At 57.8% G+C, this 17,506-nt stretch carries 12 protein-coding genes and 1 tRNA gene; 9 read left to right on the top strand and 4 right to left on the bottom strand.

Annotated elements, in window-relative coordinates; translation table 11 throughout:
- The first annotated feature begins 29 nt into the window (after nucleotides 1-29).
- The 7 genes from HY868_18120 (at nucleotide 30) to HY868_18150 (ending at nucleotide 10,638) form a co-directional block, all read left to right on the top strand.
- A complete protein-coding gene (locus tag HY868_18120; protein ID MBI5304058.1) occupies nucleotides 30-2,588 on the top strand; it encodes a phenylalanine--tRNA ligase subunit beta in 2,559 nt (852 codons plus the stop codon).
- Between the two features lie 157 nt (nucleotides 2,589-2,745).
- The gene (locus HY868_18125) at nucleotides 2,746-4,266 is read left to right on the top strand and encodes an altronate dehydratase (GenBank protein MBI5304059.1); all 1,521 of its coding nucleotides are present in this window, start codon (nucleotides 2,746-2,748) and stop codon (nucleotides 4,264-4,266) included.
- A gap of 104 nt (nucleotides 4,267-4,370) precedes the next feature.
- On the top strand, nucleotides 4,371-5,207 hold the full coding sequence (gene rfbD / locus HY868_18130) for a dTDP-4-dehydrorhamnose reductase (GenBank protein MBI5304060.1): 837 nt from the start codon (nucleotides 4,371-4,373) through the stop codon (nucleotides 5,205-5,207).
- A gap of 55 nt (nucleotides 5,208-5,262) precedes the next feature.
- Complete coding sequence (locus HY868_18135) at nucleotides 5,263-6,192, top strand: glycosyltransferase family 2 protein (protein MBI5304061.1); 930 nt, start codon at nucleotides 5,263-5,265, stop codon at nucleotides 6,190-6,192.
- Between the two features lie 66 nt (nucleotides 6,193-6,258).
- Nucleotides 6,259-6,948, top strand: a complete 690-nt coding sequence (locus HY868_18140) for a class I SAM-dependent methyltransferase (protein MBI5304062.1) — start codon at nucleotides 6,259-6,261, stop codon at nucleotides 6,946-6,948.
- A 7-nt stretch (nucleotides 6,949-6,955) separates the two neighbouring features.
- The gene (locus tag HY868_18145; protein MBI5304063.1) at nucleotides 6,956-9,724 is read left to right on the top strand and encodes a glycosyltransferase family 39 protein; all 2,769 of its coding nucleotides are present in this window, start codon (nucleotides 6,956-6,958) and stop codon (nucleotides 9,722-9,724) included.
- Between the two features lie 149 nt (nucleotides 9,725-9,873).
- Complete coding sequence (locus HY868_18150) at nucleotides 9,874-10,638, top strand: glycosyltransferase family 2 protein (GenBank protein MBI5304064.1); 765 nt, start codon at nucleotides 9,874-9,876, stop codon at nucleotides 10,636-10,638.
- Between the two features lie 256 nt (nucleotides 10,639-10,894).
- Here HY868_18150 and HY868_18155 read toward each other — a convergent pair whose 3' ends face one another.
- From HY868_18155 to HY868_18165, 3 genes are all read right to left on the bottom strand, one after another.
- On the bottom strand, nucleotides 10,895-12,046 hold the full coding sequence (locus HY868_18155) for an HD domain-containing protein (protein MBI5304065.1): 1,152 nt from the start codon (nucleotides 12,044-12,046) through the stop codon (nucleotides 10,895-10,897).
- Nucleotides 12,047-12,379: 333 nt separating this feature from the next.
- Entirely contained in the window at nucleotides 12,380-14,815 is a 2,436-nt protein-coding gene (locus tag HY868_18160; GenBank protein MBI5304066.1) for a Smr/MutS family protein, read from the bottom strand.
- An 80-nt stretch (nucleotides 14,816-14,895) separates the two neighbouring features.
- On the bottom strand, nucleotides 14,896-15,453 hold the full coding sequence (locus HY868_18165) for a CvpA family protein (protein ID MBI5304067.1): 558 nt from the start codon (nucleotides 15,451-15,453) through the stop codon (nucleotides 14,896-14,898).
- Nucleotides 15,454-15,677: 224 nt separating this feature from the next.
- On the opposite strand from HY868_18165, the gene HY868_18170 reads away from it, so the two are divergent.
- A tRNA-Lys gene (locus HY868_18170) sits at nucleotides 15,678-15,750 on the top strand.
- 304 nt (nucleotides 15,751-16,054) lie between these two features.
- On the opposite strand, the gene HY868_18175 is transcribed toward HY868_18170, so the two are convergent.
- Nucleotides 16,055-16,258 carry a transcriptional regulator gene (locus tag HY868_18175; protein MBI5304068.1) on the bottom strand — a complete coding sequence of 68 codons (204 nt, stop codon included), beginning with the start codon at nucleotides 16,256-16,258 and terminating at the stop codon, nucleotides 16,055-16,057.
- Between the two features lie 537 nt (nucleotides 16,259-16,795).
- On the opposite strand from HY868_18175, the gene HY868_18180 reads away from it, so the two are divergent.
- Complete coding sequence (locus HY868_18180; GenBank protein MBI5304069.1) at nucleotides 16,796-17,434, top strand: hypothetical protein; 639 nt, start codon at nucleotides 16,796-16,798, stop codon at nucleotides 17,432-17,434.
- The last annotated feature ends 72 nt before the right edge of the window (nucleotides 17,435-17,506 follow it).

Consider the following 17,506-nt stretch of genomic DNA (forward strand, 5'->3'; position numbering starts at 1 on the left):
GCCAATCGAAAATCGAAAATGGAGCCACGATGAAACTACCACTTTCTTGGATACGCGATTACGTTGACATCACCATTTCGCCGGAAGCACTCGCGGAGAAACTGACCTTTGCAAATTTGGAAGTCGAGCAGATCGAGTACATCGGCGTGCCCGCGCCGGCGAATACGGTGATCAGCGACCGTCCCGCGCTCGCCTGGGATCGCGAGAAAATTTTCGTCGGCGAGATTTTGTCCGTCGAGCAACACCCAAACGCAGACCGCCTGACGCTCGTGAACGTCGCTTACGGCGCGGCAGAGCCGATCAAGATGGTGACTGGCGCGCCGAACATCGAGGTCGGCAAGCGCGGCTACAAGGTCGCACTCGCGCTCGAAGGCACGCGCCTGTTCGATGGGCACGCCGAGGGCTGGAAGTTGATGACGCTGAAGAAATCGAAAATTCGCGGCATCGAATCCGGCTCGATGGTCTGCTCGGAAAAAGAACTGGGCATGAGCGAAGAACACGAGGGCATCATTCTGTTGCCGGACGATGCGCCGGTCGGCACGCCGCTCGTGGATTATCTCGGCGACGTGGTGTTCGACATCAAGATCAATCCAAACATGGCGCGCTGCGCGTCCGTCATCGGCATCGCGCGCGAAGTTGCCGCACTCACCAATCAACCTCTGCGTCCGATTCCGCAAAACGTCGTCGCGACCGGCACACCGATTGCGGATCAAGTCCGCATCGTCATCAACGAGCCGTCGCTCAATCCGCGATTCACGCTCGCGCTGTTGAAAAACACCGCGATCAAACCCTCGCCATTTTGGATGCAACGCCGATTGTTGATGGCAGGGATGCGCCCGATCAGCAACATCGTGGACGTGACGAATTACGTGATGCTCGAAACCGGTCAACCGCTTCACGCGTTCGATTACGATAAACTTGTTGCGCGAGCACAAGGCATCGCCCCTACGATTATTACGCGACTCGCAACCCAGGATGAAGAACTCGAAACACTCGACGGCGTGAAACGCAAACTCGATCCGTTCACGATTCTCGTGTGCGATACGCGCGGTTCGCTTTCGATTGGCGGCATCATGGGCGGCGCGGAATCCGAAGTGGACGCGCACACCAAAAATGTTTTGCTCGAAGCCGCGGCGTGGGAGTTTATCAACATTCGCCGGACGATGGCGTCGCAACGCTTGTCGTCCGAAGCCGGGTATCGTTTCAGTCGCGGCGTGCATCCCGCGCAAGCGAAAACCGGATTGTTGCGCGCGATTGAGTTGATGCGCGAACTAGGCGACGGCGCAATCGCACAAGGCATCATTGACGAGTACCCTGGCAAACCGGCGGACATTGTCATCGAATTACCGGTCGCCGAAGTGAAACGGCAGTTGGGCGTCGCGATTCCGGCAGAACAGATCGTGAAATACTTGGAGAGTCTGGAATTTCAAGTCGCCAGTCAACAGTCAACAGTTAACAGTCTCCGCGTCACAGTACCGGATCACCGCCTCGACGTAGACGGCACCGACGACCTCATCGAAGAAATCGCGCGGATGTACGGTTACGACAATCTGCCGATTTCGCGGATGGACGACGAACTGCCGCCGCAAGCCGCGAACGTGGATCTCGAACAAGAAGAACGCGTGCGCGATATTTTGATTGACGCGGGCTTGCAGGATGTGATCACGTATCGCATGACGACGCCGGAACGCGAAGCAGCGTTCCTCGCGTCGCCGCGCGAGTACGTTCGCATCGAAAACGCGATCAATCCCGACTGCACGGCGCTCCGTCAAACTCTGGTCGCTAATCTCTTGGCGTTGACCGCCGCGAATTTGCGTTATCGCGCGCGTGTCGCCTTGTTCGAAGTCGGTCCAGTGTTTTGGCATCGCGGCGCGGACGATGCGCTGCTGCCGCGCGAACGCGCGACCGAATTACCGGAAGACCAGGGCATTCGCCTGCCGTTCGAACGCCGCCGGCTCGGCATCGTGATGACTGGTCCGCGCGATGACATTTCGTGGCAGAGCGCGGACACGTCGCCAATGGATTTCTTCGACCTCAAAGGCGTCGTCGAAGCACTGCTCGCCGATTTGCATCTCGCCGGCGCGACGTTCACACCAGTGACACACGCGGCGTTTCATCTCGGACGTACCGCGCAACTCGCGTTCGGCGATCAAGTAATTGGCGTGATCGGCGAACTGAATCCGTTCGTGCGCGACGCGGAGCGACTCGATCTGCCGAATCAACCCGTCCTCGTCGGTGAATTCGATCTCGACGCGTTGCTCGCACGCGTGACCTCGGATTATCGCGTTGCCGCGCTGTCGCGCTATCCCGCCATCGCGCAAGACCTTGCGCTCGTCGTGGACGAGAGCGTCCCGGCGGATCGTGTCCAAGGATTGATCGCGCAGACTGGCGGCGCACTGTTGCAACGCGTCGCGTTGTTCGACGTGTATCGCGGCGACCAGATTCCCGCCGGAAAAAAATCGCTCGCCTACGCGCTCACGTTCCAAGCGATGGACCGCACGCTGTCCGATGCGGACGCGAGCAAGGTGCGCGAGAAAATCATCGCGCGGCTCAAACGCGAACTCGGCGCGGACGTGCGCGGAAAATAAAATTCAGACGGAGGACCGTCATCGGTCTTCCGTCTTTTTAACAAGGTCATCCAAACAAACCACAGATAAACACAGATGCACACAGATTGTTCTTATCCGCGTTTATCTGTGTTCATCTGTGGCTCATTATCCAACCTTTGATTGGGGTGTCTATAAAATGCCAGAATCTTTTCAACGACTCGCGATTCAACTGCACGCGCGCGATAACGTCGCGATTGCCAAGCAGGACATCGCGCCGCAAACGATACTGACGATGCCGGACAATCGCGCGCTGACCCTGAGCGAAAAAATTCCGGCGGGACACAAATTCGCGTTGCGCGCGATTGCGCTCGGCGAAGCGGTGTCGCGTTACGGTCATTCGATTGGCATCGCGAGCCAGCCCATCGCGCCGGGGGCGTGGGTGCATTCGCACAACTTGCAGGTCGGCGAAATCAGCAAGGCATATTCGTACCAGGTCGTCGCGGCGCGACCGCTGCAAAGCGCGCCGCAAACATTTCTCGGTTATGCGCGCGCGGATGGACGCGTCGGCACGCGTAATTACATCGCGGTGATTTCAAGCGTGAATTGTTCCGCGCACGTCACGACGAATATCGCGCGCGCGTTCACGCGCGAACGACTGTCCGCATTTCCGAATGTGGATGGCGTGATTCCGATCACGCACCAAACTGGCTGCGGCATTCCGCTCGGCGACTCGGCGTACGATGTGCTGCAACGCGCGCTCGCGAACGTCGCGATCAATCCAAACATCGGCGCGTACGTGCTCGTCGGTCTGGGCTGCGAGATCAATCAAGCGGACGCGTGTTGTCAACGCATCGCGTCGCCCGCGCGCACGCACATCAACATTCAAGTCGAGGGCGGTTATCACAAAACCGTCGCGGCAGGCATCGCGATAGTCGAGCGATTGTTGCCCCAGGTCAACGCGGTCGCGCGCACACCACAACCGATTTCAGAATTAACGCTCGCGCTCCAATGCGGCGGCAGCGATGGTTGGTCGGGCATCACCGCGAATCCGCTTGTCGGTTTGGTCGCGGATCGAATTGTCGCGCAAGGCGGCACGGCGGTCTTGTCCGAAACACCGGAAATTTTCGGCGCGGAAGATTTGTTGTTGCGCCGAGTCGTCAGTTCCCAGGTCGGCGCGCAGTTGATCGCGCGATTCGATTGGTGGAACACGCAAGCGAAATTGCTGGGATTTAGCGTGGACAATAATCCTGGTCCCGGCAACAAAGCCGGCGGACTGACGACGATATTCGAAAAATCCTTGGGCGCGGCAGCCAAGGGCGGCAGTTCGCCGTTGACCGCGGTGTACGAGTACGGCGAACGCGTGACGCAACGCGGCTTGGTGTTTATGGATACGCCGGGGTACGATCCCGTGTCCGTGACGGGGCAACTCGCCGGCGGATGCAACTTGATCGTGTTCACGACCGGGCGCGGTTCGATCTTTCAAAGCAACGTCGCGCCGTGCGTCAAGGTCGCGAGCAACGCCGCGCTGTACGCGCGTATGCGCGACGACATGGATTTCGACGCGAGCGTCGTGCTGAACGATACGCCGATGGAACGCGCGGCGGATCAATTGTTCGAGTACGTGATCGCGACGGCGTCGGGACAACGGACGCGCGGCGAGCAACACGGCTTACCCGAAAACGAATTCGTGCCGTGGCATCTCGGCGCGGTGTTGTAGAGGCGAAGCATTTTTTCAAGTGCGAAAAATGCTTCGCCATCACGTGCTTGGAGAAAACCGCGTTCTAAATTATAATCACCCCACTTGACGCGAGGTCAATCCACATGCAGATTGTAATTACCGGCGGGCTAGGACAGTTGGGACGCACACTGACGCGCGTGCTGAGCGATAAACATTCGATCACCGTGCTCGATTTGCCCGAGTGCGATATTACCCAGGCAAGCGAGATTGATCGCGTTGCCGCGCTGAAACCGGATTTGATCATTCACGCGGCGGCGATGACGGACGTGGACGGCTGCGCGCGCGATCCAATCGCGGCGTACCGCGCGAACGCGCTCGGCACGCAGAACGTCGCGCTCGCGTGTCAACGCGCGGACGCGGCGATGCTCTACATCAGCACGAACGAAGTGTTCGACGGTACGAAGAGTACGCCGTACCTCGAACTCGACGAACCGCGCGCGATCAATCCGTACGGCGCGTCGAAACTCGCCGGCGAACAGTTCGCGCAAATGCTCCTGCAAAAATTCTACATCGTGCGAATCGCGTGGTTGTTCGCGCCGGGCGGCAACAACTTTCCGAAAAAGATGGTGGAACTCGCGAAACAAAAAGGGCAAGTCGCGGTCGTCACCGACGAAATCGCGAATCCGACATACGCGCCCGACCTGGCGCGCGCGATTGAAGGATTGATCGAGACGCGACATTATGGCATTGTCCATTTGACGAACGAGGGGATCGCCTCGCGTTTCGATTTCACCGCGCAAATTCTCAAACTCGCCGGGCTGGGACATATCCCGCTCACACCGATTCACCTTGCGGATTTTCACCGCGCATCCACGCCGCCGCGCTACGCGCCGCTCGCGAACGTGATTGCCGCCGATGTGCTCGGCATTCGCCTGCGCCCCTGGCAAGACGCGCTGGAAGACTACTTCAAATCCCAATGAGCCAATATGCCAGCTGTCTTTCCTAAAATCATAAATCTGAAATCTGAAATCTGAAATGTTCTCCGTCGTCATTCCGAACTGGAACGGTCTGCGCTTTCTCCCCACGTGCTTGAACGCACTTCGCGATCAAACGTATCGCGATTTTGAAACGATTGTCGTGGACGACGCTTCCACCGATGGCTCGCGCGCGCTCATCAAAAACGATTATCCCGAAGTGCGTGTGATCGCGCTCGAAAAAAATCGCGGGTTTGCGCACGCGGTCAACGCCGGCATTCGCGCGGCACGAGGTGACATCGTTGTTCTGCTCAACAACGACACCGAAGCCGATCCAAACTGGCTCGCCGAAATCGCGTGCGCGCTCGACGCGAATCCGCGCGCGGGAATCGTCGCGTGCAAATTGAAATTGTTCGACCAACGCAATCACATTCACAGCGCCGGCGATTTCTATCGCGTGGACGGCGTCCCCGGCAATCGCGGCGTATGGCAAAAGGATGAAGGACAGTACGATGATGCGCGAGGTGTGTTCGGCGCGTGCGGCGGCGCGGCGGCATACCGTCAAACGATGCTCGCGGAGATTGGATTATTCGATGAAGAACTCGTCGCGAATCTGGAAGATGTGGACCTGAATTGGCGCGCGCGTTGGGCGGGCTATGCGATTGCCTACGCGCCGCGCGCGATTGTCTACCATCACATCAGCGCGACCGGCGGCGGCGCGTACGGCAGTTTCTACGTCGGACGCAATTTTATTTTCGTGCTCGCAAAAAATTTTCCGGCGTCGCTTTGGAAAAAATACTGGACGCGAATCGTACAAGCCCAATTACAAATTACCAGGGATGCTCTTTTGAACATTCGCGGCGCGGCGGCGCGCGCACGCTTGCGCGGACAAATCGCCGGCGTGCTCGGTTTGCGCCACTGGCTCGCGCGGCGCGGCGAGGTGATTCGGCGCGTGAGTGATGCGGAAATCGAAGCGGCGCTTATAAAGTGAATTTTCCACGAAGGGCGCTAACATCACAAAGACAAATTCATGTCCCTTCGTGTCTTCTGTGGACAAATGAAATTATCGGTCATCGAAAACACAACCGACCAACGCGACGACACGCGCGATCTGCGCTCGCGCATCATCGCGGCGTACTCGGGCGTCATTCGTGCGTACGCGTTCATTCGCTTCAAAATCATTCACCTGCGCTTTCTCGAAGAGATCGAACAGTACCTGCCCGATCACGGCACGATTCTCGACCTGGGTTGCGGATTCGGCTTGTTCTCGCTCTACATCGCCGCGCGCAAACCGCACGCGCACATCGTCGGCGTGGATGTGAACCCGACGCGTTTACAGATCGCGCGCGCGGCGGCGCAGAAACTCGGCATCGTGAATGTGACGTACGAGCATCGCGATTTGCGCGCGTGGCGACCACACGCCGCGATTGCCGGTGCGTACTCGCTTGACGTGTTCCATCACATCCCCGTCGCGAGCGGCGACGCGCTCTTGCGCGAGTTGTTCGTGCGGCTTGAACCGGGTGGACGGTTTTTGCTCAAGGACATTGACACTCAGCCGCGTGCGATGTTGTGGTTCACGTACTGGCTTGACGTGCTCATGTCGCCGCGCGACGATTTCTTTTATCGTTCGGCAAGCGTGTGGCAACAGGAAATTGGCGGCATTGGCTTTGCGCCGGTGCGCGTGCACTATTTGTGGGATATCCTCCCATACCCACATATCTTGGTAATTTGCGACAAACCAAATTGAGATGCGGATGAACGCGGATAAGAATAACGAATTGTCATTGCGAGGAGCCGCAACGCGGCGACGAAGCAATCCCCGACCCCTCCCAACCCTCCCCTTGGCAAGGGGAGGGCTAGGGAGGGATGGATTACTCCTTGCCATTCTCCTCCTCGCCTTCGCGCTGCGCGTGTGGAACGCCGGCTCATTGCTCATGTGGGGCGATGAAGGATTCAGCGTCTATTCCGCCAATCACAGTTTGTATACGATTACGTTTGAAGGCAAGGATGTTGATCCGCACCCGCCGCTGTACTATTACCTCTTGCATTTCTGGCTTCCGCTCGGCGGCTATTCCGAATTCTCCGTGCGATTTTTTTCCGTGTTCTTTGGTACCGCGACTGTCGCGCTCGCGTTCGCGCTCGGCAAGCGATTGTTTGATGCGCGCGTTGGCTTGCTCGCGTCCGCGTTGATGGCGATTGCACCGTTCGCGATTCACTATTCGCAAGAAGTGCGAATGTACGCGCTCGTCATCTTTCTCGCCGCGCTCGCCCTCTGGTTTTTCGTCCGACTCGTTCGAGTACACACTTCCAACTTCCAACCTCCAACCTCCAATTTCCAACTCTGGCTTGGCTTCTGGGTCGCGATGTTCCTGACCCAGTACTCGCTATACCAATCCGCATTCCTCTTCGTCGCGCAAGGACTGACGCTGTTGCCACTGCTCAAATCGCACTTTTGGTTTGTCGCGCGCTGGCTCGCCGCGTCGGTGAGCATCGTCGTGTTGTTCCTGCCCTGGCTCGCGTTGCATTCATCATCCGCGTTCGAAGATGTGAAAGGCGTCGCGGGCGATACGCGCCCGATGGACATCGCGACATTCCTGGGACGCGGTTTTGCCGGCTTGCTTCTCGACCCGACGACGCCACTTGCTAGTTCGCAGTTGCCTGCCGCGTTGTTTGCACTCGTCATCGCGGTCGGACTCGGCATCGCGATTTTCACGCGCACCGCGAAACTCGCGGACGGAATGCTCGCGTGGTCCGTCGCGATTCCGATGCTCGCGATGTATCCGCTCTACATCCTCTTGCCGCTGTATCGCGGACGCTTGTTCGCGCTCGCGCTCGTACCGTTGATGTTGCTCGTCGCGCGCGCGTTCGGCTTGCTCGCACAACGTACGCGATGGTTGTCCGTGCCAGTCGCGCTGGCAATGCTCGCGGCAATGGCGTTTGGGCTGAATCAGTACTATTTTCGCTACAATCGCTACAGCGCGGTCGTGGATGATTACATCCCGGCGATTCGCGCGATTGAGAAGATCGCGCAGCCGGGCGATGTGGTTTTATTTCACGCGTACTGGCAGGAAGGATATTTCCTCAGCCACCACACGGGTGCGCCATTGACGTATGGCAGTTTGGAAAAGCAAACCGATTTGCAGAACGCCGTCGCGCAACCGCGCAACGTGTGGGCAATCGTCCAAGCGATCCCGCATCACGCCGCCGAAGATTGGCTCGCGCAAAATGCGTTCGCGCTCGCCGAGACCCAGTTCGGGCAGATGCGCGTGATTCAATATCGCGCCGATCCGCAACCGGCGGTCGCGTTGCCAACGCCGATTGTTTTCAACAACGGCATCACGCTCAACGGCGCGCGCATCGAATCGAACGACACGCGCGCATCGGTACGGCTTGATTGGCAAGCCGCGCAAAAACCAGCGCGCGATTTCACGGTGAGCGTGCGCGTGACCGATGCGCGCGACGAAAATGTGATTTGGGCGCAAGCGGACGAGCAACCGGCGAATGGCACGCTTGCCACGTCGTCCTGGGAAGCATCCCAGGTTGTCGCGGATCGGCACACGATTGCGATTCCAGCCGGGATGCCGCCGGGCGAGTACGCCGTGCGCGTGATGCTGTACGATTCGCAAACCGGTGCGCCGGCATTCATCGTTGCGCCGGACAACGCGCGCGGACAAGTGGCGTTGATTGGTGCGATGACGATTCAACGCGGCGCGCCGCTCGCCAACGCGCCCCAGGTTTTGCGCGATATGTCCTGGGGCGATCTTGCGCTCATTGAAGCCAAAGTCGGCGCAAGCGACATCGTGCCGGGTGATGCCTTGCCGTTGACGCTCGTCTGGCGCACGCTCCAAACGCCGACGCGCGATGTGACGACAACTATCGAGATCGTTGACGCGTCCGGCAAAATTCGCGCGACGCGAATGTATCGTCCGGCGAATGATTCGTTTACGACGCGCGCGTGGCGCGCCGGCGAAACCTGGCTCGACGCGATGCGTTTGAACGTGGAGGCGGAATCGGCAAGTGGTCAAGCGACGGTACGCGTGAGCGTGGACGGACGCGCGTTCGTGGTTGCGCGCGTGATGATCCACGCGCGCCCACATCGTTTCGATTTGCCGACACCATGGTTTGCCAAGCGCGCGACGCTCGGCGACAGGATCCAATTGCTGGGATACGATCTCCCGGAGAATCCGCTTCAAGTCAATGCGACGATTCCGCTCATACTCTACTGGCAAGCGTCGGACAAAATCGAAACGCGCTACAAAGAGTTCGCGCATCTGCTCGACGCGCAAGGCAACATCGTCGCGCAACGCGACAGCGAGCCGGATGCCGGCAACGCGCCGACGACGAGTTGGCTCAAAGGCGAAGTGATTGCGGATACACTCAATCTGGTCGTGCCGGAAAAATTCGCGCCGGGCGAATACACCTTGATCGTCGGCATGTACTCGGCGAGTACCGGGCAACGTTTGCCAGTGGTCAACACGAATGCCGACCACCTTGTGTTGGCAAAATTCCGGCTGGGACAATGACGTTTGTGTTTTTGATTGTTTCGGATAGAATAGTGGGCGATTTAGGATTTCGGATTTATGATTTAGGATTTGCGCGACCGCGTCCCTTGAAATCATAAATCGAAAATCATAAATCATAAATCGGTTTCTGGAGATTTGACATTAGCACCATACCACCGCGTCCGTTCTTGTCTGTCGTCGTGCCGGCGTACAACGAAGAGCGACGCTTGCCGCAAACACTCGAACAAATTACCAGCTATCTCACGCGCCAAACGTACACGAGCGAGTTGATCGTCGTTGACGACGGCAGTGCGGACCAGACCGCGTCGGTTGCCGAGTCGTTCTGCGCGGCGCATCCCGATGTGCGCGTGATTCGCAACGATCATCGCGGCAAAGGGTACACCGTTCGCACGGGAATGCTCGCCGCGCGTGGACACATCGTTTTATTTTCCGATGCGGACCTGAGCACGCCCATCGAAGAAATCGCGAATCTCTTGCCCTGGTTCGAACGTGGCTACGGCATTGTCATCGGCTCGCGCGAGGGGACGGGCGCGAAACGCATCAAGGAGCCGTTCTATCGGCATTGGATGGGGCGCGTGTTCAACTTTATCGTGCGCGCGCTGACCGTGCGCGGAATTCAAGACACCCAGTGCGGCTTTAAGGCGTTTCGCGATGACGTCGCGCGCGACGTGTTTGGTCGAATGCAATTGTACGGCGACGACGCCAAACGCATCACGGGGAGTATGGTCACCGGCTTTGACGTCGAAGTGTTGTTCATCGGCGCAAAAGCCGGCGTCAAGATCAAAGAGGTGCCGGTCGAGTGGCGCTACGGCACCGAGACCAAGGTGAATCCGATCAAGGATTCGTGGCGCAATCTGCGCGATGTGTTGCGCGTGCGGCTGAACGATTGGCGCGGGCTATACGACAAAAAGTGAAACTCCGAAGGACTTTTCCTTCGGAGTTTTTGTTACACATTGTATGCAATGTGCGACCTGTTTGTCATTTCGAGCGTAGCGAGAAATCTCTTGTGCGCGCCTGGCGAGATTTCTCGTCGCGAAACCCGCTCCTCGAAATGACAATTTGGATGTTGCACATTAGGTACATTGTATCTGCTCAGCCAATCCTTGCGAAGGTTACGAATTTCTTTGACCAAGAATCGCGCTTTCTAACCTTCGCAAGGTTGAGCAACTATTACGTGCTGATTGTTTGCGTCGCATAGTTACGCGTCAGTTCGCCTTCGCCCGACTCGCGTTTGCGTTGGAGATTGCCGGCTTGAACCAGCTTGACGAACATCTCGGCGAGGCGTTGCTCGAATTGTCTGCCGCCGCGATCGAGAATGTGCGCGATCACTTTTTCCTCGGGCCATGATTGGCGGTATGGTCGCGCGGAACGCAACGCGTCCCACACATCCACGACTGCAAAGAGCCGGGCTTCGAGCGGAATCTCTTCGCCTTTCAATCCGCGCGGATATCCGGTGCCGTCCCATTTTTCGTGATGGCAGTACGGAATCGCGAGCGCGAGACGCAATGGTTCAATCGGCGCGAGCATCGTGTATCCAATCGTCGGATGCTGACGCATTTGATTCCACTCGTCTTCGGTCAACGCTTCGGGTTTGAGCAAAACACTTTCGGGCACGCCCATCTTGCCGATGTCGTGCAACAGCGCGCCGCGCCGCACGTTGACGAGATGCGCCTCTTGGAAATTGAGCGCGCGCGCGAATTGTACCGTCATTTCGGCGACGCGCGCGGTATGTCCTTCCGATTCTTGCTCGCGCATTTCGAGCGCGCTGACCATCGCCGTAATCGTCGCGTCAATCGTGTGCGCGAGTTCCTGATTCTCGAATTGCAGTTTGCGAATCTCCATCGCGCGATGCACTGCCAGCCCGCTCTGCGCGACGACGCGTTCGAGCAATTTCAATTCCTCGTTGCCCATCTGCCATTCCGCGCGACAAAACAACTCGATGACGCCTTCGAGTTGTCCGTTGACGACGAGCGGCACGCCGATGTACGACACGAATCCTTCGCGCGCCAGTTCGGTCCCGTTCAATTGACCGATGAGATTTTTGAGATTGCGGATGAGCGCCGTGTGTTCATCGCGCACGACCTGCCCGGCGAGCGCCGTCACGCGCGCCGGCGCGCGGTCAAAGTTTTGCGTATAAAAACCCCGCCCCGCAACAAAGCGCAGTGTGCGCGTCGGCGTGTCGTACAGAATGAAATCTACCGCGTGCACGCCAAAGTGCAGAATCACGTATCCAAAGATCGCTTGGAGGGTCTCGTACAAATCGCCGGCGACCTTGATCAAGTCGGTGCTAATTTCGTACAGCGCAAGGTCTTGTTTGAGCATAACCAAAATCCTTTCGGGCGCAGTATAAATCTGGCGCTTGCCGCGTGTCCATCACCCAAAAGGTATAGCGAAACAAAAACCCGTTTCCTATGTGCAATATCTTCGCCAAAATCATAAATTGATCCGCGAATCACGCGAATCACGCGAATAAAAAACAAAATTAGCGAAGATTCGCGAGATTCGCGGATGAAGGAATAAATTGGCGAAGGTATTGTATGTGCAATATCTTCGCAAAGGTTGTGTGAGCCGGGAAAAAAATCCAGGTTTCTGCGAGAAACCTGGATTCTGAGTAGATGGTCAATCCAAAATCAGAAATCAGAAATCGAGAATTCCCTACCGACTAATCAATTTCGCAATCGTCACGCCTTCGCCGCCTTCGTGCGCTTCGGCTTCGCGAATTTGCGCGACGAGCGGATGCCCGCGCAACAAATCGCGTGCGAGTTTGCGAAGCGTGCCGGTGCCTTTGCCGTGCACAATGCGCACGTACGGCAAGCCGGCAAGATACGCGCGGTCTAGATATTTTTCGAGCGTGTCGAGCGCGTCATCCGCGCGCATCCCGCGCAAACTGATCTCGACGCCGGGATTCTCCGCCTCCGGCAATTTCACTTCACTTGTTTTCGGCACAAACGCGCTCATCGGCGGCGCAACCTTGTCGCCCAGTTCATTCGCTTTGAGCCGCACGCGAAAATTGCCGACCTGCACGTCCGCCCCGTTCGCATCGAGTGCGATGACCTGACCGGCTTGCTGCAGGCGCGCGACCCACACGTGATCGCCGACCCCCGCCCTACCCTCCCCCTTGAAGGGGGAGGGCAAGGGAGGAGGTTCGGTCGTCGGTAATTCTTTCGCGAGGTTTTCCAGTTTGGCTTGCTCACCAGCGACAAAATCGCGCGCCACTGAAACTGCGCGCCACTCTTGCCGCAGCCGATTCAGTTCTTCGCGCGCGAGCGCGATTTCGGCTTGCGCCTCCGCGTGCGCGCGATCCAGAATTTTAGCGCGGGCTTGCTCGGTTTCGAATGAAAGGCGACGTGCTTCGGCGGCGCGTTGTTCCGCGTCGCGTTGCGCGATCTCCGCGTGCGCCTGCGCCGAGATCGCATCCTGCCGCGCGCGTTTGATTTCCGCGAGCATTTTTTCGAGTTCGACATCCGCACCCGACAGCGATTCTTGCGCGCGCGCGATGATCGCGCGATCCAACCCGAGCCGCGTCGCAATCGCAAACGCGTTCGATTTGCCGGGCAAGCCCATCACCAAATGGTACGTCGGCGAAAGCGTTTCGACGTCGAACTCGACCGACGCGTTCTGCACGCCGGGCGTCGTTTGCGCGAACGCTTTCAACTCGGCGTAGTGTGTGGCGACGAGCGCCGGCACGCGCCGCGCAAGCAAGTCATCGAGTATCGCGCGCGCGAGCGCCGACCCTTCGACCGGATCGGTACCTGCGCCCAGTTCGTCGAGCAGGACGAGCGAGTGCGCATCCGCATCGCGCAAAATTTCGATGATGTTTTTGAGATGACCGGAAAACGTCGAGAGCGATTGCTCGATGGATTGCTCGTCGCCGATGTCGGCAAAGATGCCGGAAAAAATCGGCAAGCGCGACCCTGGGTTTGCCGGAATGTGCAAGCCGCACTGCGCCATCAACGCGAGCAAACCAATCGTCTTGAGTGTAACGGTCTTGCCGCCAGTGTTCGGTCCGGTGATGACCAGAATCGAAAACGCGCCGCCGAGTTCGAGCGATACCGGCACGACCTGGGTTGGGTCGAGCAAGGGATGACGCGCGGCAAGCAAATGGAGGTTGGAGGTTAGAGGTTGGAAGTTGGAAATTGGCGGTTGGGGATTGGAGCGCGTTGCACCTTCCAATTTCCAATCTCCAACGTCGAACGTCCAATTTCCAACTTCCAATTGCGGCTCGACTCCGCGAATCTCGACTGAGTACTTGGCTTTGGCGAACGCGAGGTCGAGTTCGGCGAGCGTCGCGACGGTCGCGTCGAGTGCATCAGCGTGCGCGGCGATGAGGTCGGTCAGCTCGCGCAGAATGCGTTCGATCTCGCGCGTCTCTTCGCGTTCAAGTTCGCGCACGCGGTTGCCCATCTCGACGGTCGAGAGCGGCTCGATGAACAAGGTCGCGCCGCTCGCGCTTGTGTCGTGCGTGATCCCAGGAATGCGCCCCTTGGATTCAGCGCGAATCGGAATCACATAACGTCCATCGCGCTCGGTGATGATCGCTTCCTGGATGTATTTTGCGTTCGCGGCGGACGCGATGAGACGCTGCAATTTGTCCATCAGTCGTCCGCGCACGACGTTGAGTTCGCCGCGAATGCGCGCGAGCGCGGGCGATGCGCTGTTCACGATCTCGCCGCGATCATTCACCGCGCGCCCGATCGCGTCCACGACGGTCGGTAATTCTTCGAGCAACGCGGCGCGCGCGGCAAGGCGCGGGTACAGTTCGCCAAAGCGTCCAAGCGAACGGCGCAAGGTGCGCGCGGCGATGAGCGTTTGCCGTACTTCGAGCAGATCGGTCGGGGCGAGGATCGCGCCGATGCGTGCGGCGCGCGCGAGCGGTCGCACATCGCGCGCGCCGCCGACGCTCGTTTCGGGATGTTGATCGAGGAGTGCGACGGCTTCGGTCGTTTCGCCTTGCCGCCGCGCCAGTTCGTCCGGGTCGGTGAGCGGGGCGAGCGCGCGCGCGAGTTGTTCGCTCGCGGCAAACGCGGTGTGCGCGGCAAGGCGCGCGAGAATTTTGTCGAGTTCGAGAGCGCGTAAATAACGTGAGTTCATTCGTTTGACACAGAACACGCAACACAAGGTGTGTTGCGTGTGATACTTGTCGGTAAAAGTATAACTTTACACCGGTTCGGTTATTGCGCGAGTAACGCGGGGATGCCACCGGGCAGCCACGGACTGAGCGCGCTGAGCACCGCGGGTTTGAGACTTGCGAAAAATGGGATCAGTTGCGCGACCTGCATTTCGTCGCGCGCCAAGACGCGCCACTGGTCGTTGTACGGCATCGGCTCGGCGAGCGTGAACGTGATGACCGGCAACAAGAGACTGATGAGAATAACCATCGTCGCCAAACCGAGCACACTGCCGCCAAAGTAATCGAGCAAGGGAAACACGCGCAAGCGCGTCGAGCGGTACACGTCGTACGCCATGATGTTGAGCACGGTCGCGACGATAAAGACGATCAGCAAGAACGCGACGCCGTTCAAAAAGCGATTCGTCACCCCGGAACGAAACACCGCGAGCAACCACCCGGTGACCACGCCAAAGTATTGCATCCCGATTACCGCGGCAACGTAGAGCGTGCCCAGCGCAATCACTTGCCGGAGCAATCCTTGCGTGAACCCCAAGACCAACCCAGTGATACAGAGCACAATGAGGATCAGGTCAACGGAATGAACTCCCATTAGCGACATGCTTCACTCCATTCTCACTACGGTTACGGCGAAACGAAAAATACAAATCGCCCCAACAGAATCAAAAGAATACACAACGCGAGAATGATAAGCGTCATCTGTGCGCGCGTGATTTTCATCGTGCGCCTCCTGGCAAGAGTATACCACAAAATGAAGGAAAGACGAAACAAGCGGAATAAAATTTGCCAAGAAATAGCAGTTGTGTTATTATCTGCGCCGCACGCGGGCCGCTAGCTCAACTGGCAGAGCAAATGACTCTTAATCATTAGGTTCAGGGTTCAAATCCCTGGCGGCTCACAAGCGTCCCCCTGGGACGCTTACACGGACGTTTCGGTTGTTAAAGAGCGTTCGTGCAGGCAATCAGAAACCAACGCCGACCCAACCATAACCTGGCAGATCATAGTTGGTGACTGATTGTGCATTGTGAGGGATGCGCTCGACTTGCTTGCCGGCTGGCGAGCGCATCCCTTACTTTGAATAAAACAAAATGGGGCTAGCAAGCCCCAAGGAATCCTGGTAAAATGGTACTGCAACTGCTTGAAGTGAGGCTTTGACACTTAAGCAGTAGGCGAGGTTGGGTGCTAGCACACCCGCCTCGCTTTCATTTTTTCTCTTCTTTTCGCACGTAGCCGACTACGCGACGCAACCCAAGTCCATCAAGGATCTTTTCACCGGGAGAGCGTTTGCCATGGAGTACATCGCTAATGTATGCTTCGGTCACACCGAATTCTCTAGCGATGGCTACCTGCGTACCCGCTTTCTCGACCTTCCTTTTGAGCAATTGAACCACATCATCGCGTGTCATCAAGTCGCATCCTAAGGCAAGTAGTTAAGATTGTCAAATCCTGTTCGATACCGACAGTCAGATGAGAGCATATCCGAATATCGAAACACAACCGCCGCGCGCTACTGTCTGTAGCGCGCGGCGGTTTTTTCGTGCCGATAAAAGTAAAGAAAATTTATCCTTTCTCGGCTCAATTTGCCCAAACTCGTTGGCACAAAAATCAAATCCTCATGATATAATGCACCCAGTTTCCACATGTGCGCTCGTTCGAGCACATTTTCTTTCGCTCCACCAGTTCTTCTCGGTTTGACCCTGTAGTAAAGATTTACCGCACGCTCAGCACGTCGAAATTCAGCTCGTTGTGAAGGTGCGCGTTGCATTGCCGTATTCTAGACCCAGGGTTCCTCGGTTTGTTCGACTGTTTCTGTACCTAACCATCCCTACGGTTTCCCGGTCCTGATCCAATTCATCATACCACAATCGTGGTCTGCTTGTTTGCGTTTGTCGTTTTTGGTGCACTGAATCACGATCGCTTACTTTTTCGGTGGGGGAACATCCATGAAACACAATCATCTGACGCAATTCACACGCGCGCTGCACGTCATTCTCCTCGTCACACTCGTGGCGAACCCATTTCTCAACGTGGGGCAAGCCATCGCCGCAAGCGAACGGCTCCACGTGGGGCAAACCAACCCAGGTATTGTTCCTCCGAATATGGACTCGCTCGGTCTGCCAGCCGCGCTTGCGCCGATTGCGGCAACCGCGACGTTGACTCCGACACTAACCGCGACGCGCACGACGGTGCCACTTGCCGCGGCGACGGCAACCGCGACACGCACGAGCGCGCCCATCGCGACGCTCAGCCCCACCGCTTCTCGAACAGCGCCGCCCGCCGCCACGGCGACGCAAACGCGCACCTTTACCGTTGTTCCTGCCGTGACACAAACGCGTACCCCCACCCGCATTCCCACCGCGCTTCCTACCGCGACGCAAACGCGTACGCCAACTCGCGCGGCAACCGCGTCCAGTACTGCAACCTTGACCCGGACGCTCACGACAACGAACACCCCTGCATTGTCCCGCACGGCTACCATCTCAAAAACCGCAACGCTGACACGTACCCCTACTACTGGGCTGATGAACGAATGCTCAAGTAGTTGCGGGAAGTTGATCCCGTTTTTGTTCCGCAATCTTTAACAATTTTATCCGCTGGCGTCGTTGGGCTTGCACCGACTTGCCGAGTTTTTCCTGACACCACGCCCGAACGTC

The organism is Chloroflexota bacterium, assembly GCA_016219275.1.
Lineage (GTDB): Bacteria > Chloroflexota > Anaerolineae > UBA4142 > UBA4142 > JACRBM01.

What these genes read in the sequence shown, in the direction of transcription:
- HY868_18120 (MBI5304058.1), top strand. Translation starts at nt 30, where the DNA reads ATGAAACTACCACTTTCTTGGATACGCGATTACGTTGACATCACCATT.
- HY868_18125 (MBI5304059.1), top strand. Translation starts at nt 2,746, where the DNA reads ATGCCAGAATCTTTTCAACGACTCGCGATTCAACTGCACGCGCGCGAT.
- rfbD (MBI5304060.1), top strand. Translation starts at nt 4,371, where the DNA reads ATGCAGATTGTAATTACCGGCGGGCTAGGACAGTTGGGACGCACACTG.
- HY868_18135 (MBI5304061.1), top strand. Translation starts at nt 5,263, where the DNA reads ATGTTCTCCGTCGTCATTCCGAACTGGAACGGTCTGCGCTTTCTCCCC.
- HY868_18140 (MBI5304062.1), top strand. Translation starts at nt 6,259, where the DNA reads ATGAAATTATCGGTCATCGAAAACACAACCGACCAACGCGACGACACG.
- HY868_18145 (MBI5304063.1), top strand. Translation starts at nt 6,956, where the DNA reads ATGAACGCGGATAAGAATAACGAATTGTCATTGCGAGGAGCCGCAACG.
- HY868_18155 (MBI5304065.1), bottom strand. Translation starts at nt 12,046, where the DNA reads ATGCTCAAACAAGACCTTGCGCTGTACGAAATTAGCACCGACTTGATC.
- HY868_18160 (MBI5304066.1), bottom strand. Translation starts at nt 14,815, where the DNA reads ATGAACTCACGTTATTTACGCGCTCTCGAACTCGACAAAATTCTCGCG.
- HY868_18165 (MBI5304067.1), bottom strand. Translation starts at nt 15,453, where the DNA reads ATGTCGCTAATGGGAGTTCATTCCGTTGACCTGATCCTCATTGTGCTC.
- HY868_18175 (MBI5304068.1), bottom strand. Translation starts at nt 16,258, where the DNA reads ATGACACGCGATGATGTGGTTCAATTGCTCAAAAGGAAGGTCGAGAAA.
- HY868_18180 (MBI5304069.1), top strand. Translation starts at nt 16,796, where the DNA reads ATGAAACACAATCATCTGACGCAATTCACACGCGCGCTGCACGTCATT.